Origin of the sequence: Thaumasiovibrio clandestinus (genome assembly GCF_047250365.1) — a bacterium.
GTDB lineage: Bacteria > Pseudomonadota > Gammaproteobacteria > Enterobacterales > Vibrionaceae > Thaumasiovibrio.
In genome coordinates, this window is record NZ_JBLBVL010000001.1 from 279,213 (window position 1) to 294,096 (window position 14,884).

12 protein-coding genes are annotated in these 14,884 nt (G+C 44.9%); 4 read left to right on the forward strand and 8 right to left on the reverse strand.

Annotated features, from left to right (window positions below):
• Positions 1-69 precede the first annotated feature (69 nt).
• Positions 70-954 (reverse strand): LysR family transcriptional regulator, encoded by an 885-nt coding sequence (locus ACKLNH_RS01330; protein ID WP_413110430.1) that lies wholly within the window; start codon positions 952-954, stop codon positions 70-72.
• Between the two features lie 159 nt (positions 955-1,113).
• Between ACKLNH_RS01330 and tyrS the strand changes: the two genes are divergently transcribed.
• The gene (gene tyrS / locus ACKLNH_RS01335) at positions 1,114-2,325 is read left to right on the forward strand and encodes a tyrosine--tRNA ligase (protein ID WP_413110752.1); all 1,212 of its coding nucleotides are present in this window, start codon (positions 1,114-1,116) and stop codon (positions 2,323-2,325) included.
• Positions 2,326-2,506: 181 nt separating this feature from the next.
• Here tyrS and htpX read toward each other — a convergent pair whose 3' ends face one another.
• On the reverse strand, positions 2,507-3,379 hold the full coding sequence (htpX, locus tag ACKLNH_RS01340; protein WP_413110431.1) for a protease HtpX: 873 nt from the start codon (positions 3,377-3,379) through the stop codon (positions 2,507-2,509).
• A 201-nt stretch (positions 3,380-3,580) separates the two neighbouring features.
• On the opposite strand from htpX, the gene ACKLNH_RS01345 reads away from it, so the two are divergent.
• On the forward strand, positions 3,581-3,751 hold the full coding sequence (locus tag ACKLNH_RS01345) for a hypothetical protein (protein ID WP_413110432.1): 171 nt from the start codon (positions 3,581-3,583) through the stop codon (positions 3,749-3,751).
• Between the two features lie 127 nt (positions 3,752-3,878).
• Here the strand turns inward: ACKLNH_RS01345 and thpR are convergent, their stop codons facing one another.
• Positions 3,879-4,412: an RNA 2',3'-cyclic phosphodiesterase gene (gene thpR, locus ACKLNH_RS01350; RefSeq protein ID WP_413110433.1), complete on the reverse strand. Its 534-nt coding sequence runs from the start codon at positions 4,410-4,412 to the stop codon at positions 3,879-3,881.
• A gap of 164 nt (positions 4,413-4,576) precedes the next feature.
• On the reverse strand, positions 4,577-7,273 hold the full coding sequence (gene adhE / locus ACKLNH_RS01355) for a bifunctional acetaldehyde-CoA/alcohol dehydrogenase (protein ID WP_413110434.1): 2,697 nt from the start codon (positions 7,271-7,273) through the stop codon (positions 4,577-4,579).
• Positions 7,274-7,862: 589 nt separating this feature from the next.
• Between adhE and ACKLNH_RS01360 the strand changes: the two genes are divergently transcribed.
• Positions 7,863-8,504 carry a YchE family NAAT transporter gene (locus tag ACKLNH_RS01360; RefSeq protein ID WP_413110435.1) on the forward strand — a complete coding sequence of 214 codons (642 nt, stop codon included), beginning with the start codon at positions 7,863-7,865 and terminating at the stop codon, positions 8,502-8,504.
• 162 nt (positions 8,505-8,666) lie between these two features.
• On the opposite strand, the gene ACKLNH_RS01365 is transcribed toward ACKLNH_RS01360, so the two are convergent.
• From ACKLNH_RS01365 to ACKLNH_RS01375, 3 genes are all read right to left on the reverse strand, one after another.
• Positions 8,667-9,599 (reverse strand): class I SAM-dependent methyltransferase, encoded by a 933-nt coding sequence (locus ACKLNH_RS01365; RefSeq protein WP_413110436.1) that lies wholly within the window; start codon positions 9,597-9,599, stop codon positions 8,667-8,669.
• Positions 9,596-10,294 carry a TIGR01621 family pseudouridine synthase gene (locus tag ACKLNH_RS01370; RefSeq protein WP_413110437.1) on the reverse strand — a complete coding sequence of 233 codons (699 nt, stop codon included), beginning with the start codon at positions 10,292-10,294 and terminating at the stop codon, positions 9,596-9,598. The genes ACKLNH_RS01365 and ACKLNH_RS01370 overlap by 4 nt, the downstream gene beginning before the upstream one ends.
• Before the next feature lie 96 nt (positions 10,295-10,390).
• Positions 10,391-11,740: a sodium-dependent transporter gene (locus ACKLNH_RS01375; RefSeq protein WP_413110438.1), complete on the reverse strand. Its 1,350-nt coding sequence runs from the start codon at positions 11,738-11,740 to the stop codon at positions 10,391-10,393.
• A 308-nt stretch (positions 11,741-12,048) separates the two neighbouring features.
• Here ACKLNH_RS01375 and cls point away from each other — a divergent pair, with 308 nt between their 5' ends.
• The gene (gene cls / locus ACKLNH_RS01380; RefSeq protein WP_413110439.1) at positions 12,049-13,506 is read left to right on the forward strand and encodes a cardiolipin synthase; all 1,458 of its coding nucleotides are present in this window, start codon (positions 12,049-12,051) and stop codon (positions 13,504-13,506) included.
• Between the two features lie 68 nt (positions 13,507-13,574).
• Here cls and ACKLNH_RS01385 read toward each other — a convergent pair whose 3' ends face one another.
• Complete coding sequence (locus tag ACKLNH_RS01385; protein WP_413110440.1) at positions 13,575-14,705, reverse strand: S-(hydroxymethyl)glutathione dehydrogenase/class III alcohol dehydrogenase; 1,131 nt, start codon at positions 14,703-14,705, stop codon at positions 13,575-13,577.
• Positions 14,706-14,884 lie beyond the last annotated feature (179 nt).

Genomic DNA, 14,884 nt, shown 5'->3' on the forward strand with positions numbered 1-14,884 from the left:
CGCAAGCTATTGTCCTTTTTGCTAAATGTGCTATTCATTGAACAATAAACAATCAAAGCGACATCAACCCTACCTCACAAACAGTGCCTTCTCCAAGATAGCCAGTAAGGCTTGTCGGACGGGTCCCTCTTTATGTCGCCGAGTTTGGATAATATCAACCGGGGTTACCCATCCATTGGGTTCAAAGGCGAGATCAAGTATCGCTAATTGACCTTGCTGAACATACGGCATCGCCAAGCGCTCAGGAACGATTGCCCACCCTAGTCCCTGCGATGCCAACTGCAACAACAACTGATGTGTATTGGCATACCATACACGTGTACTAACCGCATAGCTAAACCACAACTCTTCGGCGCTAGAGGAGCGATGTACTATCTGGCGATAATTTCTTAGTTCATCATCACTCAGCCGCGGTTTATTCGCCAGAGGATGTTCTGGGGCGGCTAACGTAATAAATCGACTATGCCCAATCGTTGCAAACTCCGTCTCTTCCGCCATACTACCATCAGCAAATACAATACCAACGTGGGCTCTCCCTGCACTAACCATCGTATGAATATCGAACGTTGATACAGACAACACTTCCACATTTGTCATCGGAAATTGTTCGCCAAGTTTCGCGATTTCCCCTAACAAATTTGGATCCAACAGGCTCTCTTCTATTGCTACGACAAGCTCATGTTCCTCATTTGCATCCAATGCTGACACTTTTTGTTCCAAACGCTGTTGCTGTAGCAGTATTGAGCGGGCAATCGGTAATAACGCTTCACCTTCAACCGTTAATACTGGTGTGTTTCCAGTACGATCAAACAAGGAGTGATTCAGTGCGATTTCTAGATTAGAGATCGACTGGCTCACACCAGACTGAGCACGTTTGTGCTTTCGTGCCGCGGCTGAAAACGATCCCGTCTCACACACAGCAACAAACATCTTTAATTGTTCAAAACTGTACACTGCCGCCTTCACTCCTCGTCTTATGTTTCTTGCTTATTAGGCTATCACACTTCGTGATAGTTACTAACTTTGCTAACAAATACCCCACTGTTACTCTCAGCCTTCTCGCTAGCACTAACAACAGACAGCCGAATAAACAATATACAATCGCCAGGAGTTATCATGGATATAAACCACGCCTTTAACCTAATTCAACGCGGAGTAGAGGCCATTACGCCAGAATCAGCGTTACGTGATAAGCTGCAGAAATCCCGTCCGCTGATCGTAAAATTGGGCGCAGATCCAACCGCACCAGATATCCATTTAGGCCATACCGTTATTCTAAATAAATTACGCCAATTTCAAGATCTGGGTCATCACGTTGTATTCTTAATTGGTGACTTTACGGGAAAAATTGGCGACCCTAGCGGGAAAAGTAGCACTCGCCCTCCACTCACCACCGAGCAAGTCGTAGCCAATGCAAAAACCTATCAACAACAAGTGTTCAAGGTGTTAGACCCAAGCAAAACGCGCATTGCCTTTAATTCCGAATGGTTATCGCAGCTTGGTGCTGAAGGCATGTTGAAATTGTCAGCAAGTCAAACAGTTGCAAGAATGCTAGAGCGCGAAGATTTCAAAACACGGTTCGCCAACCACAAGCCTATTGGTATCCATGAGTTCATTTACCCACTATTGCAAGGCTATGATTCTGTCGAATTAGAGGCTGATATTGAATTAGGTGGCACCGATCAGACCTTTAATTTGCTCATGGGACGAGAGTTACAAAAGCAGCATAACCAAGAGCCTCAAGTGGTGATTACCATGCCGCTATTGGTTGGTTTAGATGGCAACATAAAAATGTCCAAATCGGCCAATAACTACATTGGCATTACCGACTCACCGGATGAAATGTTTGGCAAAATCATGTCAATATCAGATGAATTGATGTGGAATTACTTTGAACTTCTGTCGTTTCGAGACATGGCAGAGATCGAGCAATTCAAGATTGATATTGCGAATGGACGTAATCCCAAAGACGTCAAAATAGTATTGGCCAAGGAAATTGTCGCTCGTTTTCACCATGCCGACGATGCAGACCGCGCAGCGATACAGTTCAACCAACGTTTTCAAGCCGGCCAACTTCCTGAGGATCTAGATAATATCGCTATTATGCACGGCCTAACAATTAGTCAAATACTCAAACACGTAGGATTAGTGGCATCGACATCGGAAGCATTACGCCTCATTCGTCAGGGGGCAGTAAAGATCAATGGCAAGAAAATAAGCGATGAAAAATGGGTTCCTGAGCTAGGAGAAGCCATCTATCAAATAGGAAAAAGACGATTTGCAAAAATCCAGGTGTGTGCCTCGCAAAATGATGCGCTTAGCTAATTCGGCGTTTACCCACCTAGCTTGCCATCATAGTTGCAGCCTAAAACAAACAGGCCTAGCTATAGAGCTAGGCCTTACATACTCTGCGATAAAGAGATGTTTCGTTATCTCGAACTAATAAAGTCACTTTTCTTCAGTTAGAAGAAGCCCACTTTAGCGAAAGCTAATAGTACCCGAGTTATCAGTGTTCACCACGACGCAGTGCATCGATGCGCTTGTCTAACGGCGGGTGGGTCATTAGAAGCTCAGTAAGGGAGCGCTTGCCATTAATACCAAAGGCCATCATAGAACCTTCTAGTTGAGGTTCGTGGCTTTGCTTTAAACGCTCTAACGCTGCAATCATTTTCTCTTTACCGACAAGGTGTGCTGAGCCTGCATCAGCCTTAAACTCACGGTGGCGGCTATACCACATGGTCAATATGCTCGCGAGGAAACCAAATAGCACTTCCATCACTGAGGAGACAAGAAAATAGACCATGTAACTTCCGCCACGGTTATCATCATTGTTGTTGAGTCCGCTAACGACACTCGCAATAATACGAGAAATAAAGATAACAAAGGTGTTCACCACCCCTTGCATTAACGTCATCGTCACCATGTCACCATTGGCAACGTGGCTGACTTCGTGCGCTAATACCGCCTCTGCTTCATCGCGCGTCATGCTTTGCATCAAGCCTGTTGATACTGCGACTAAAGAGTCATCACGCTTCGCTCCTGTCGCAAAGGCATTAATGTCTGGCGACGAGTAAATGGCAACCGTTGGCATACCAATCCCTGCCTGTTGTGCTTGACGCTGCACGGTACTCAGTAACCAGTGCTCTGTCTCGTTACGTGGTTGTTCAATCACCTGTCCGCCAACACTGCGCAGGGCCATCGATTTCGACATCATCAATGAAACCAATGAGCCACCAAAACCAAACAGTGCAGCAAGCACTAATAGCCCTGAGAGACTTCCCGGCTGCATGCCAGTAACAGCATAAACAATATTCAAGACAATGCTGAAGACTAACATCACCGCAAGGTTCGTTGCTAAAAAGAGTGCAAGTCTCTTCATATAATACATACTCCAATTCAAATATGGCCTTATTACAAATGTATGGTCTGCCATTTTATTTACAAGGGAAAGAAAAAAATTGTTACCGCGAGTATCGAGTGTTGCGCATATTTACCACATTAGACTTTGGTCGTATTGTCGAATTCGCATTCGTCAGCTATTTTTATTCTCGGGAAGGATATTATACAGGGAGTGCCTACAATGGCAGATAAAGAGAATTACCAGGTTGCTATCGACATTCTTCGATGCCACTTAGGTATGAGTGAAGAAGAAGCTCATGAAGAGCTAGGTATCAGTAATAGTGAACAACAAACACAGCCCAACATCGTGGACACACAACAAGCGCTGCTTGATGTTAAGCCCGCAATATAATAATAAGTGCTGTTGTATCACTGTTTCATAACTAAAAAACCGCATTATCGTGCGGTTTTTTTGTCTTTCTTGGCCTACTTATTGTGTTGCTCTACCTATAGCTACGCCCTTCCAGTTAACACGCATGTTAGACAAGCTCAAAGCGCTGTATCGGTACGTAACGCGATCCACCCTGTGGCTGCGGGTCGCTTGCATACAATACAAACTGCCTACATTGCTCTACAACATTAATTTTCTGCTGCAAAAATGGTTTAATTGTATCTCTATAGTGAGTACGCCTCGTTCGACCCAATGTGATATGGGGGTAAAATCGGTGAACTTCAGGCTCTATACCTGTAATAACCGTTGCCCACTCAACCGCATGCTGAAGTCGCAATAATGAGTGACTCTCGGCGATTCCTGCCCACAGCACATGGCGACCATGCGACGTAGAAAATGACCCAACATGATTCACTACGATCTCAAAACAAGGAAGGCGAATTAAGCGTAACTGAGTCAATAAACCCTCTGTCGGAACGTTACCGATAAAGCACAAGGTTAAGTGAAAGTTGGCTATTGGCATCCAACGAACAGCAGGTACCCTGATCTGCAAAGATGCAAGAGCATGGCACAAAGACTTTGATAATGGCAGCGCAATAAAGCATGAAGGGTTATCAACCATGACGCCTCCCATGTCAGTCATCATAAATCAGCGATACATATGAATATAGCGCATCAGCTCTGGTACACGGTCAAATGACGCATTAATGTAAACCCGCCAATAATAAAAAAGCCCACCAAAATGGTGGGCCAAAATTTATCATTTATTGCGCTAGCGTGACTAATTTAAGCTTTTTCAGTCACTTTTTTTGCTGACTTAGTCGCAGGCTTTTGGTCATCTTTCTTCTTGATAACTGAAGTGCCCTCAAACGTGTCACCTTCTACATATGCTTTACCGTAATACGCAGCAAGAAGCACATCTTTCAGCTCAGAGATCAATGGGTAGCGTGGGTTAGCACCAGTACATTGATCATCGAACGCTTCAACAGACAAGTCATCAACCTTAGCTAGGAAGTCAGCTTCTGGAACACCCGCCGCTTGAATAGACAATGGGATGTCTAGGTCACCTTTCAGTTCTTCTAACCATGTAAGTAGACGCTCAATCTTCTGAGCCGTGCGATCTCCAGCTTGGCTTAGACCTAAATGGTCAGCAACTTCAGCGTAACGACGACGTGCTTGTGGGCGGTCGTACTGAGAGAACGCTGTTTGCTTAGTTGGGTTGTCGTTCGCGTTGTAACGTACAACGTTCGAGATCAGTAATGCGTTCGCCAGACCATGTGGTAGGTGGAACTCAGCACCAATCTTGTGTGCCATTGAGTGACAAACACCTAGGAAGGCATTCGCAAATGCAATACCAGCAATCGTTGCAGCGTTATGAACTTTCTCACGAGCGATTGGGTCACTCGCACCGTTCGCATAGCTTGACGGTAGATATTCTTTAAGCATCTTAAGTGCTTGAAGCGCTTGACCGTCAGAGTATTCGTTCGCTAGAACAGATACATAAGCTTCTAGTGCGTGAGTTACCGCATCATACCCACCGAAAGCAGTCAGTGACTTAGGCATGTTCATCACAAGGTTCGCATCAACGATAGCCATTTGTGGTGTTAGTTCGTAGTCAGCTAGTGGGTACTTAGCACCAGTCTTGTCGTCAGTAACAACCGCGAATGGTGTCACTTCTGAACCCGTACCAGACGTTGTAGTGATACAAACTAGTTCAGCTTTCTTACCCATTTTAGGGAACTTGTAGATACGTTTACGGATATCCATAAAGCGCATTGCTAGTTCTTCAAAATGCGTTTCTGGGTGCTCGTACATTACCCACATGATCTTCGCTGCATCCATTGGTGAACCACCACCAAGCGCTAGAATAACGTCTGGCTGGAAGCTTTGCATTGCGTCCGCACCTTTCTCTACAACAGACAGCGTTGGATCCGCTTCTACTTCGAAGAAAGTTTGTACTTCCATACCTTGTGCTTTTAGCAGCGCAACGATTTCATCAGCATACCCGTTATTGAATAAGAAACGGTCAGTAACTAGGAACGCACGTTTCTTCCCTTCTAGGTCACCAAGCGCGATTGGAAGGCTGCCACGACGGAAGTAAATTGATTTAGGTAGTTTGTGCCACAGCATATTTTCAGCTCGCTTCGCTACAGTTTTCTTGTTGATAAGGTGCTTAGGACCTACGTTCTCAGAGATAGAGTTACCACCCCAAGAACCACAACCCAAGGTTAGAGACGGTGCAACATTGAAGTTGTACAAGTCACCGATACCACCGTGAGTAGTCGGAATGTTAACAAGAATACGCGCTGTCTTCAGCTTATCACCGAAGTAACGGATACGGTCTGCATTGACATCTTGGTTAGTATACAGACCAGATGTATGACCAATACCACCAATCTCCACCATTGTTACTGCTTGAGCAACAGCATCTTCGAAATCATCGGCACGGAATAGACCCAGAGTTGGAGACAACTTCTCGTGTGCAAACTCATCGTCATATGACACTTTACCAATGCCTTCACCAACAAGAACCTTCGTATCAGCAGGAACTTTAACACCCGCCATTTCAGCGATTGCTGGTGCTGGTTGACCAACGATTTTCGCGTTTAAGTTACCGTCGATAAGAAGAACTTTACGAACTTTTTCTGCTTCAGCCTTAGTCAATACATAAGCCTTGTGAGAAGCAAAACGCTCTTTAACTTCTTCATAGACAGAATCAACAACAATAGCAGCTTGCTCAGAAGCACAAACAACACCGTTATCGAACGTTTTAGACATAAGGATTGACGCAACTGCACGTTTAATATCGGCAGTTTCATCAATAACAACAGGAACGTTACCTGCACCTACACCGATGGCTGGCTTACCTGAAGAGTATGCAGCTTTAACCATACCTGGACCACCAGTCGCAAGGATAAGGTTAATGTCATCGTGTTTCATTAGCGCATTAGAAAGCTCAACCGATGGCTCATCGATCCAACCGATGATGTCTTTTGGTGCACCAGCAGCAATTGCAGCGTCTAGTACCAATTTAGCAGCATCGTTAGTTGAGTTTTTTGCACGTGGGTGCGGAGAGAAAATAATACCATTACGGGTCTTCAATGAGATAAGTGATTTGAAGATAGCCGTCGAAGTTGGGTTAGTAGTAGGAACGATACCGCAAATGATGCCGACCGGCTCTGCGATGGTCATTGTGCCAAACTCGTCATTCTCTTCAAGAATGCCGCACGTTTTTTCGTCCTTGTACTTGTTATAAATAAATTCTGATGCGAAGTGGTTTTTAATTACTTTGTCTTCAACGATTCCCATTCCTGATTCAGCAACTGCTTGCTGTGCCAGTGGAATACGCGCATTGTTGGCAGCAAGTGAAGCTGCGCGGAAGATTTTGTCCACTTGCTCTTGAGAGAAAGTAGCAAATTCTTTTTGCGCGGTTTTAACGCGTGCAATCATTGCATCCAGTTCAGCCATATTAGTAACAGGCATAGTTAACTCCTAACTTTAAATATAAAAACGTTTTAGTAAGGCGATCAAACAACACGTTGACGTATAACATTCTAGAAGCACAGTCTAAACAATTTTGTCGATGTAGCACATCATCTTAGTAAAAAGTTTTCGTTGATGATTATAACCAGCAGGTTAACAAAAATGTTGATACAGATCACTTTACGAAGTTTTTTGAAAGAAAAATTACAACCGTTTTTATGATACAGCATCAAATGGCTATTAACTAAACAACGCATTATCACCACATTTATGCCTACGTATCACACAGTTAGGTATAATTACAACAAATTTAAAAACAGATAAAATGTAGAAAAATTACATTATTTTTTTAAAAGCTAAACCCTAAATTGCATTCCTCAAATCGACTCAGAACCCCCGCAATGTCGCAACACTTATTAACAATACCCATTACATACCTGAACGGAATACCAAACCAAAAGTGCGGAACTTGTAGCACTTATGTCATCTATTAGAATTCTTATCAGTCATAAGCAAAAAAAATTCACTAGCACTACGCCTATCATCCACTAGAATGGCCGACTTTTACGGACTTAATCTGAGTACTGTTATGCACGCGTTAGAAACTGCCATTTTTGTACAATTTTTCGTTGGCCTGATTGCCGCCGTCAACCCCATTGGCATTATGCCTGTTTTTGTTTCCCTGACTGGGCATATGACACCCGCTGAGCGTAACAGAACCGCCTATATCGCCAATATTGCCGTGGCTATCATTCTGACTGTCTCTCTGTTAGCAGGGCAAATACTTTTAGATCTCTTTAGTATCTCTCTGGACTCATTTCGGGTTGCTGGTGGCATATTATTACTCAGTATCGCGTTTTCGATGATGAGCGGTAAGCTCGGCGAAGATAAACAAAATAAGCAAGAAGAGACAGAGTCGATAAAACGTGAGCAGGTCGGTGTCGTACCATTAGCAATGCCACTCATGGCGGGACCTGGTGCCATCAGTTCCACTATCGTTTATGGTGCAAGGTACCCAGGGGTGTTGAGCATTACCGGCCTTATCGTCACAATTGCACTCTTTGCGCTGAGCTGCTGGTTGCTATTTAGAAGTGCGCCGATCATTGTTCGCTTTCTTGGTCAAACCGGCATCAACGTTATCACCCGTATTATGGGATTAATCCTCGCAGCACTTGGCGTAGAATTTATTGCTACAGGGTTAAGAACGCTCTTCCCTGGGTTGGCTGGATAATAATAAGGAGTAACATCCAACTCGTTTAAGATAATGGATGCAAAGCTGCGACAAGAGCCCGCCAAAGTGCGGGCTTTTTTTTGTGCCGTTGATCACTTATTTAGTGACAACATTAACCAATACGGTTTCGGCATTATAGAAACAAAACAATTCAAATAAGCACTATTTGAACAAGAGTGCTTTCAGTCCACCATTCGGGTCGCTATCAGCAAATTCTTGAGGATTTTCTAAGCGTTCAACAAAAGTCAGTTGCGGGGCTTCGCGTTGCATTTCAGCAATCAAAAAGTCTTCACTCAAATGTGGGTCGTTAACGCACGCTAACACCTCTCCTCCCGCCTCTAGCAATTCTGGCAGTCTTCTCAAAATGCGCTGATAATCTTTGGTCAGCGCAAAACTCCCTTTTTGAAACGTTGGTGGATCAATAATAATCAGATCATAAGGACCGCTTTTCCTAATTTTGCCCCATGACTTAAAAATGTCGTGCCCCATAAAGCTGACCTTGGACAAATCATGCCCATTGTGGCGGTGATTATCGCGACCACGGCTGAGTGCCGCTTTCGCCATATCCACATTCACCACTTTGTTTGCCCCGCCTTCAATAGCGGCCACAGAGAAGCCACACGTATAAGCAAATAAATTAAGCACCTGCTTTCCGTGGCTGTGCTGACGAACCCAGTCGCGCCCGTTACGCATATCTAAAAACAGCCCACAATTCTGGTTTCTGCCAAGATCAAGCTCATACGTTAAGCCCGACTCGGTAATTAGCTGCTGTCGGCTCAACTCACCCCAGATCACTTCGGTTGGTGTGCCGGGTTGATCACGATACTGCAGCAACAGCGCTTGCGGCGACACCGCATGCCAAACGGTCTCTTGAGCTAATTGCTCTAACTGATCGCGTAGGGTTTGAATAAATGGTTCATCGGGGGTTTTAAAAATAGACACCAAACACTGACCGTTCAACCAATCTACCGTCAACTGCTCTAACCCTTCCCACTGTCGACCACGGCCATGAAATAAGCGCTTTGCCTCTGTTGGCTGTTGTGCCAGTTGATCGACTAAGTGCTGATATAACGTCGAAATTGCTTCAACCTTCATTTTCTATTTCCTGATTTGATCACGGGCCATGGCAAATCCCACGGTTGTTTCCATTGTTGCAACGCATCTGCCATCGATGCGCTTGTCCATGCGTTTCCTGCGGTCGGTATCGACGTAAAACAGTGTTGCTTATCACCAAACACGAACTGTAGAACATAGGCATGCAAATAACCGCGATCTGCATTTACCGCGGCACTGCCGTAGATTGGGTCTCCAATAATGCCTGAACCAATACTCTTTAGCGCGACACGTATCTGATGCGTTTTTCCAGTATGCGGTTTGCACAAAAAAAGCCGCTGACCGTTTTCACCCGCTAATGAAAAGAACTGGGTTACTGCAGGGTTCTCTTTGCTCGATAATAACTTCCAACTACTTCTTCGTGAACGAGCCATATCGCCGACAATTAAACCCTGTTTCTTAGTTGGCTTTTTCTCCCCAATGGCAAGATAGTATTTACTCACCTGACGCGCCGCAAATAGCCCTGACAATGTCGCTGCTGTCGTCGCATCTCGTGCCAGAAGTAGTAAACCTGACGTCATTTTATCTAACCGATGTACGAGGTAGAGCTGCTCATCGCCAATGCTGGCGGCCACTTCTGCCACCAGCATGGTATCGCCGTCATCCTTATGCACACTCACATTGGGATGTTTGTCTATTACAACAAAGTGCGGATTAATGTGTACGATTGAAAACATATCGAATTCCTAAAATATAGCGCGGCAAGTGTACACAACCCCCATAAAAAAAGCAGCCATTGCAGGCTGCTTTACTAAGGGGATTACGCTAATCTTCTATGCAAAGAAAACGAATAGCATCATAACCGGACAAACAACGCGCACATACCAAGGCCAAACTTTCCAAAATAGCCCTTGCTCTAGTTCAGGTGCACCTTGGCGCATTTCCTGCAGCAGTCCATCACGTTTCCATACCCATCCGACCAATAACGCATAGATCAGACCGAGAATAGGTTGTGCATACTCAGTAGAGGCAATAATAACCGCATCAAACATCCAACCGAAATTAAAGATAATCAGCGCAGAAAACAGCGCAATCACGCCACCGATGATCCAAGTCGCTTTGCTTCTTGATAAATTCAACTCTTCCGTCGCTGTTGCTACTGGCACTTCCAGTAAAGAGATTGAAGACGTTAGCGCTGCAATCACCATCAATGCAAAAAAGACAATCGAGACCAACAAGCCTGCACCGCCCATGGTATCAAACATCGCTGGAAGCACGTCAAAGACCAAACCGCCAGAGCTCTCAAGTTGCCCTGCTTCATTAAAAATTTCTACACCATTGTTTTGCGCCACAAACATTGCAGGCAAAATCAATAGACCGGCAATAAACGCAATAAACGTATCAATACACGTCACTTGCGCTGCTGTTTTAGGGATATTGGCATCTTTTTTCAGGTATGACCCATAAACCATCATGGTACACGCCCCCAATGACAACGAGAAGAACGCTTGCCCAAGAGCACTATGGATTAACCCAGCATCAATATGGCTAAAATCAGGGATAAGGAACATTTTCAACCCATCCATCGCCCCTTCTTGGGTAAAGATGTAGCCAATTAACACAATAAATAGTGCAATGAGGATTGGCATTAAACGGGTAGACCAACGCTCAATCCCTTCTGCTACACCACTTTTAACGATAAAGATGGTGGCATACATAAATAGCCCCATCAGCAAAAGGTTTCGTGCCGTAGAGAATGATTCGAGCCAAGCTGCCGCATTATGCATACCCAATATTTCGAGAATTGGACTAATCAAAAATCCGACTAACCAACCCGCCAAAATAATATAAAAGCTAAGAATGCCTGATGCGGTTAATAGACCAATTAAAGCCAGCCCTTTACCTGCGCCTTTAAAACGCGATGGCAATATGTTGCTCGATGATTTAACCGGGTTGGCTTGGCTATAGCGACCAATCGTTAGTTCTGCAACCAGCAGTGGATACCCCAACAAAAACACCATGAAAAGATATACAAGAAGGAAGGCGCCGCCACCATTGCTGGCTGCTTGAGTTGGAAAACCCCAAATATTTCCAAGGCCAACCGCCGATCCCGCTGCGGCTAAAATAAAACCAATCTTGGAGCTAAACTGCGCTCGAGATTCACTGGCTATACTGTTTGTCATGTCTCTCTCTCTATTATTCTGTCTGTCAGTATACATGTCGCTACACCTGTAATTTATTATTTACACCTTAGCGGCGTTATTTAGCGACTTATCACTAGCAAGTAAACCAGTTTGAAACTAAAATTGAAAGAGGCAAGTTCTAAATTAACCCAATTTGTTGCGATTTTTTGTTGTTAAACTCAAAATCACCTCCATTTACAACCACCCATTAACATACCCGCCACATTTCATTCCATCCGTGTTATGAATGTTCTAGCCGATATCAGCAAAAACTTGTACATTATCAAAAGGAAGAACAGGATTATTTAATGGACAACTTATACTCATTCCTTGCTTGGCTTAGCATCATCGTGTACTACATCTTAGCCGTCGGTATCTCTATTCGAGTCGTGGTTAAACGCCGAGTGGTGGGAGTATCTCTTGCGTGGATGATGGTTATCTATATTGTTCCATTTGTCGGAATTGCAGCCTATCTCACCTTTGGCGAGCTCAACCTCGGGCGGAAGCGTGCTGAGCGCGCCCGACAAATGTATCAGCCATACGCAAACTGGTTTAGTCAACTCGACAGCTGTGAAGCCCACCAGCCAGCTATGATCAGCCAAGCGGCGAAACCGATTCATTTACTGTGTGAAAATAACCTCAACATTCCAAGTTTGAGTGGTAATACGTTAACCTTACTCACTGCACCCGATGAAATCATGCAGTCTATATTGCAAGATATCCGCGCCGCTCAACACTATATCCATCTAGAATTTTATATTTGGCATCCCGGTGGAATGGCCAATGATATCGGCGCTGCATTAATTCAAGCAGCTCGACGTGGCGTTGAAGTCAAATTGCTACTCGACTCAGCAGGCAGCCATAGCTTCTTTCGTTCCGACTGGCCAAAAACCTTTAGAGCGGCAGGTATCAACGTGGTAGAAGCATTAGCGGTAAAAGCTTGGCGAATGTTCTTTCGCAGAATGGATCTCCGTCAACATCGCAAGATTATTGTTATCGATAATGTCATTGCTTATACCGGCTCAATGAATTTAGTCGACCCTCGTCATTTCAAAACCGACGCTGGCGTTGGTCAATGGGTCGATATCATGGTGCGGACAACCGGCCCCAATGTTGCGGTACTGAATGCGATTCAAGCATGGGATTGGGAAGTGGAAACAGGGGAGCGCTGCTTACCTGCGATGCCTGAGTGCACTATTGGTCCTTCGCTCACCGATTACGACGCAATACAAACCATTCCGTCGGGTCCAGGGATGCCGCCAGATATTATCCATCAGGTGCTAAGTCTCGCGATCTACCAAGCTCGTGACAGCATTGTGATAACCTCACCTTACTTTGTACCAAGTGAAGCATTACACCAAGCGTTGATCAACGCCGCTCAACGCGGAGTTAACGTTGAGATCATTCTGCCAAAACATAACGATTCGTTAATGGTTAAGTGGGCCAGCAACTCTTTCTTTTATGAGCTTCTCAGTGCTGGTGCCACTATTTACCTCTTTGATGGTGGGTTGTTACACACGAAATCAGTAATTATTGATAAGAAACACTGCCTAATCGGCACAGTAAACCTCGATATGCGCAGTTTGTGGATTAACTTTGAAGTCTCTTTAGCAGTGGATGATCGCGAGTTTACACAGCAAATGGTCTGGTTATTGGAGTCGTATAAAACACAATCAGAAACTATCGACTATTCACGTTGGAAGAAGCGGACCCTATTCGACCGAGCACGTGAACATTTTTTCTACCTTTTTAGCCCTTTACTGTAGGTCTAATTTCAATCGCATTGGATGCCCCGCAGCAATCACTGCGGGGAAAAACTGGCTAATCTACTTATTTACTTGTCATAGTGAATAACTGAACGAATACTCTCACCGCGATGCATTAGATCAAACGCCTCATTTATCTGCTCTAACCCCATGGTATGAGTAATAAAGTCATCCAACTTAAACTCGCCCGCCATGTACTGCTCTACGATGTCAGGCAGCTCTGAACGCCCTTTAACTCCCCCGAATGCACTGCCGCGCCAAACACGCCCGGTCACTAACTGGAATGGACGGGTTGATATCTCTTGTCCTGCGCCAGCCACCCCGATAATCACAGACTCACCCCAGCCTTTATGGCAACACTCTAGGGCACTGCGCATCACGTTAACATTCCCTATGCACTCGAAGGAAAAATCAACGCCACCATCGGTAAGTTCAACAATCACATCCTGAATCGGCTTATCATAGTCTTTCGGATTAATACAATCTGTCGCGCCTAGCTTACGTGCTAACTCGAACTTGCTCTCGTTTAAATCAATCCCGATAATGCGCCCGGCCTTCACCATTGTTGCACCAATGATTGCCGACAAACCAATACCGCCAAGGCCAAACACCGCCACGGTATCACCAGGTTTAACATCCGCTGTTTTCAATACCGCGCCCATGCCCGTGGTGACACCACAGCCCAACAAACAGACTTCTTCTAGCGGTGCAGATGGGTTCACTTTAGCCAGAGAGATCTCAGGGAGTACCGTGTACTCTGAAAATGTCGAGCACCCCATATAATGATAAATCGGCTGACCGTCTTTATAAAAGCGTGTCGTACCATCGGGCATTAAGCCTTTTCCTTGCGTTTCTCGGATCTTTTGACACAGATTTGTTTTACCCGATTTGCAGAACTTACACTCACCACACTCTGGTGTGTATAACGGAATAACATGATCGCCAACCGCAACACTGGTCACCCCTTCTCCAACCTGTTCAACAATACCGCCGCCTTCATGACCCAGAATTGATGGAAAAATCCCTTCAGGATCATCGCCAGATAAGGTAAATGCATCAGTGTGACACACCCCCGTTGCAATAATTCTCACTAGCACTTCGCCCTTGCGTGGTAACATGACGTCGACCTCTTCAATCGACAAAGGTTGCTTTGGCCCCCACGCTATCGCTGCACGAGATTTAATGAATTTATCGGTCATAACGGTATTCCCCTAAGGTCATCGGTGGTATATCTCACATCGCAACCAAAACATTGCGTTCTAATCGTATCTACCTATTCAGGTTAGATGTGATTTAGTCGAAGTCAAAAGCCTTGTTAGATTCCGATTTACATGGATACCTCTAAGCGTGACAAACTGTACATACATACAGACCCAAT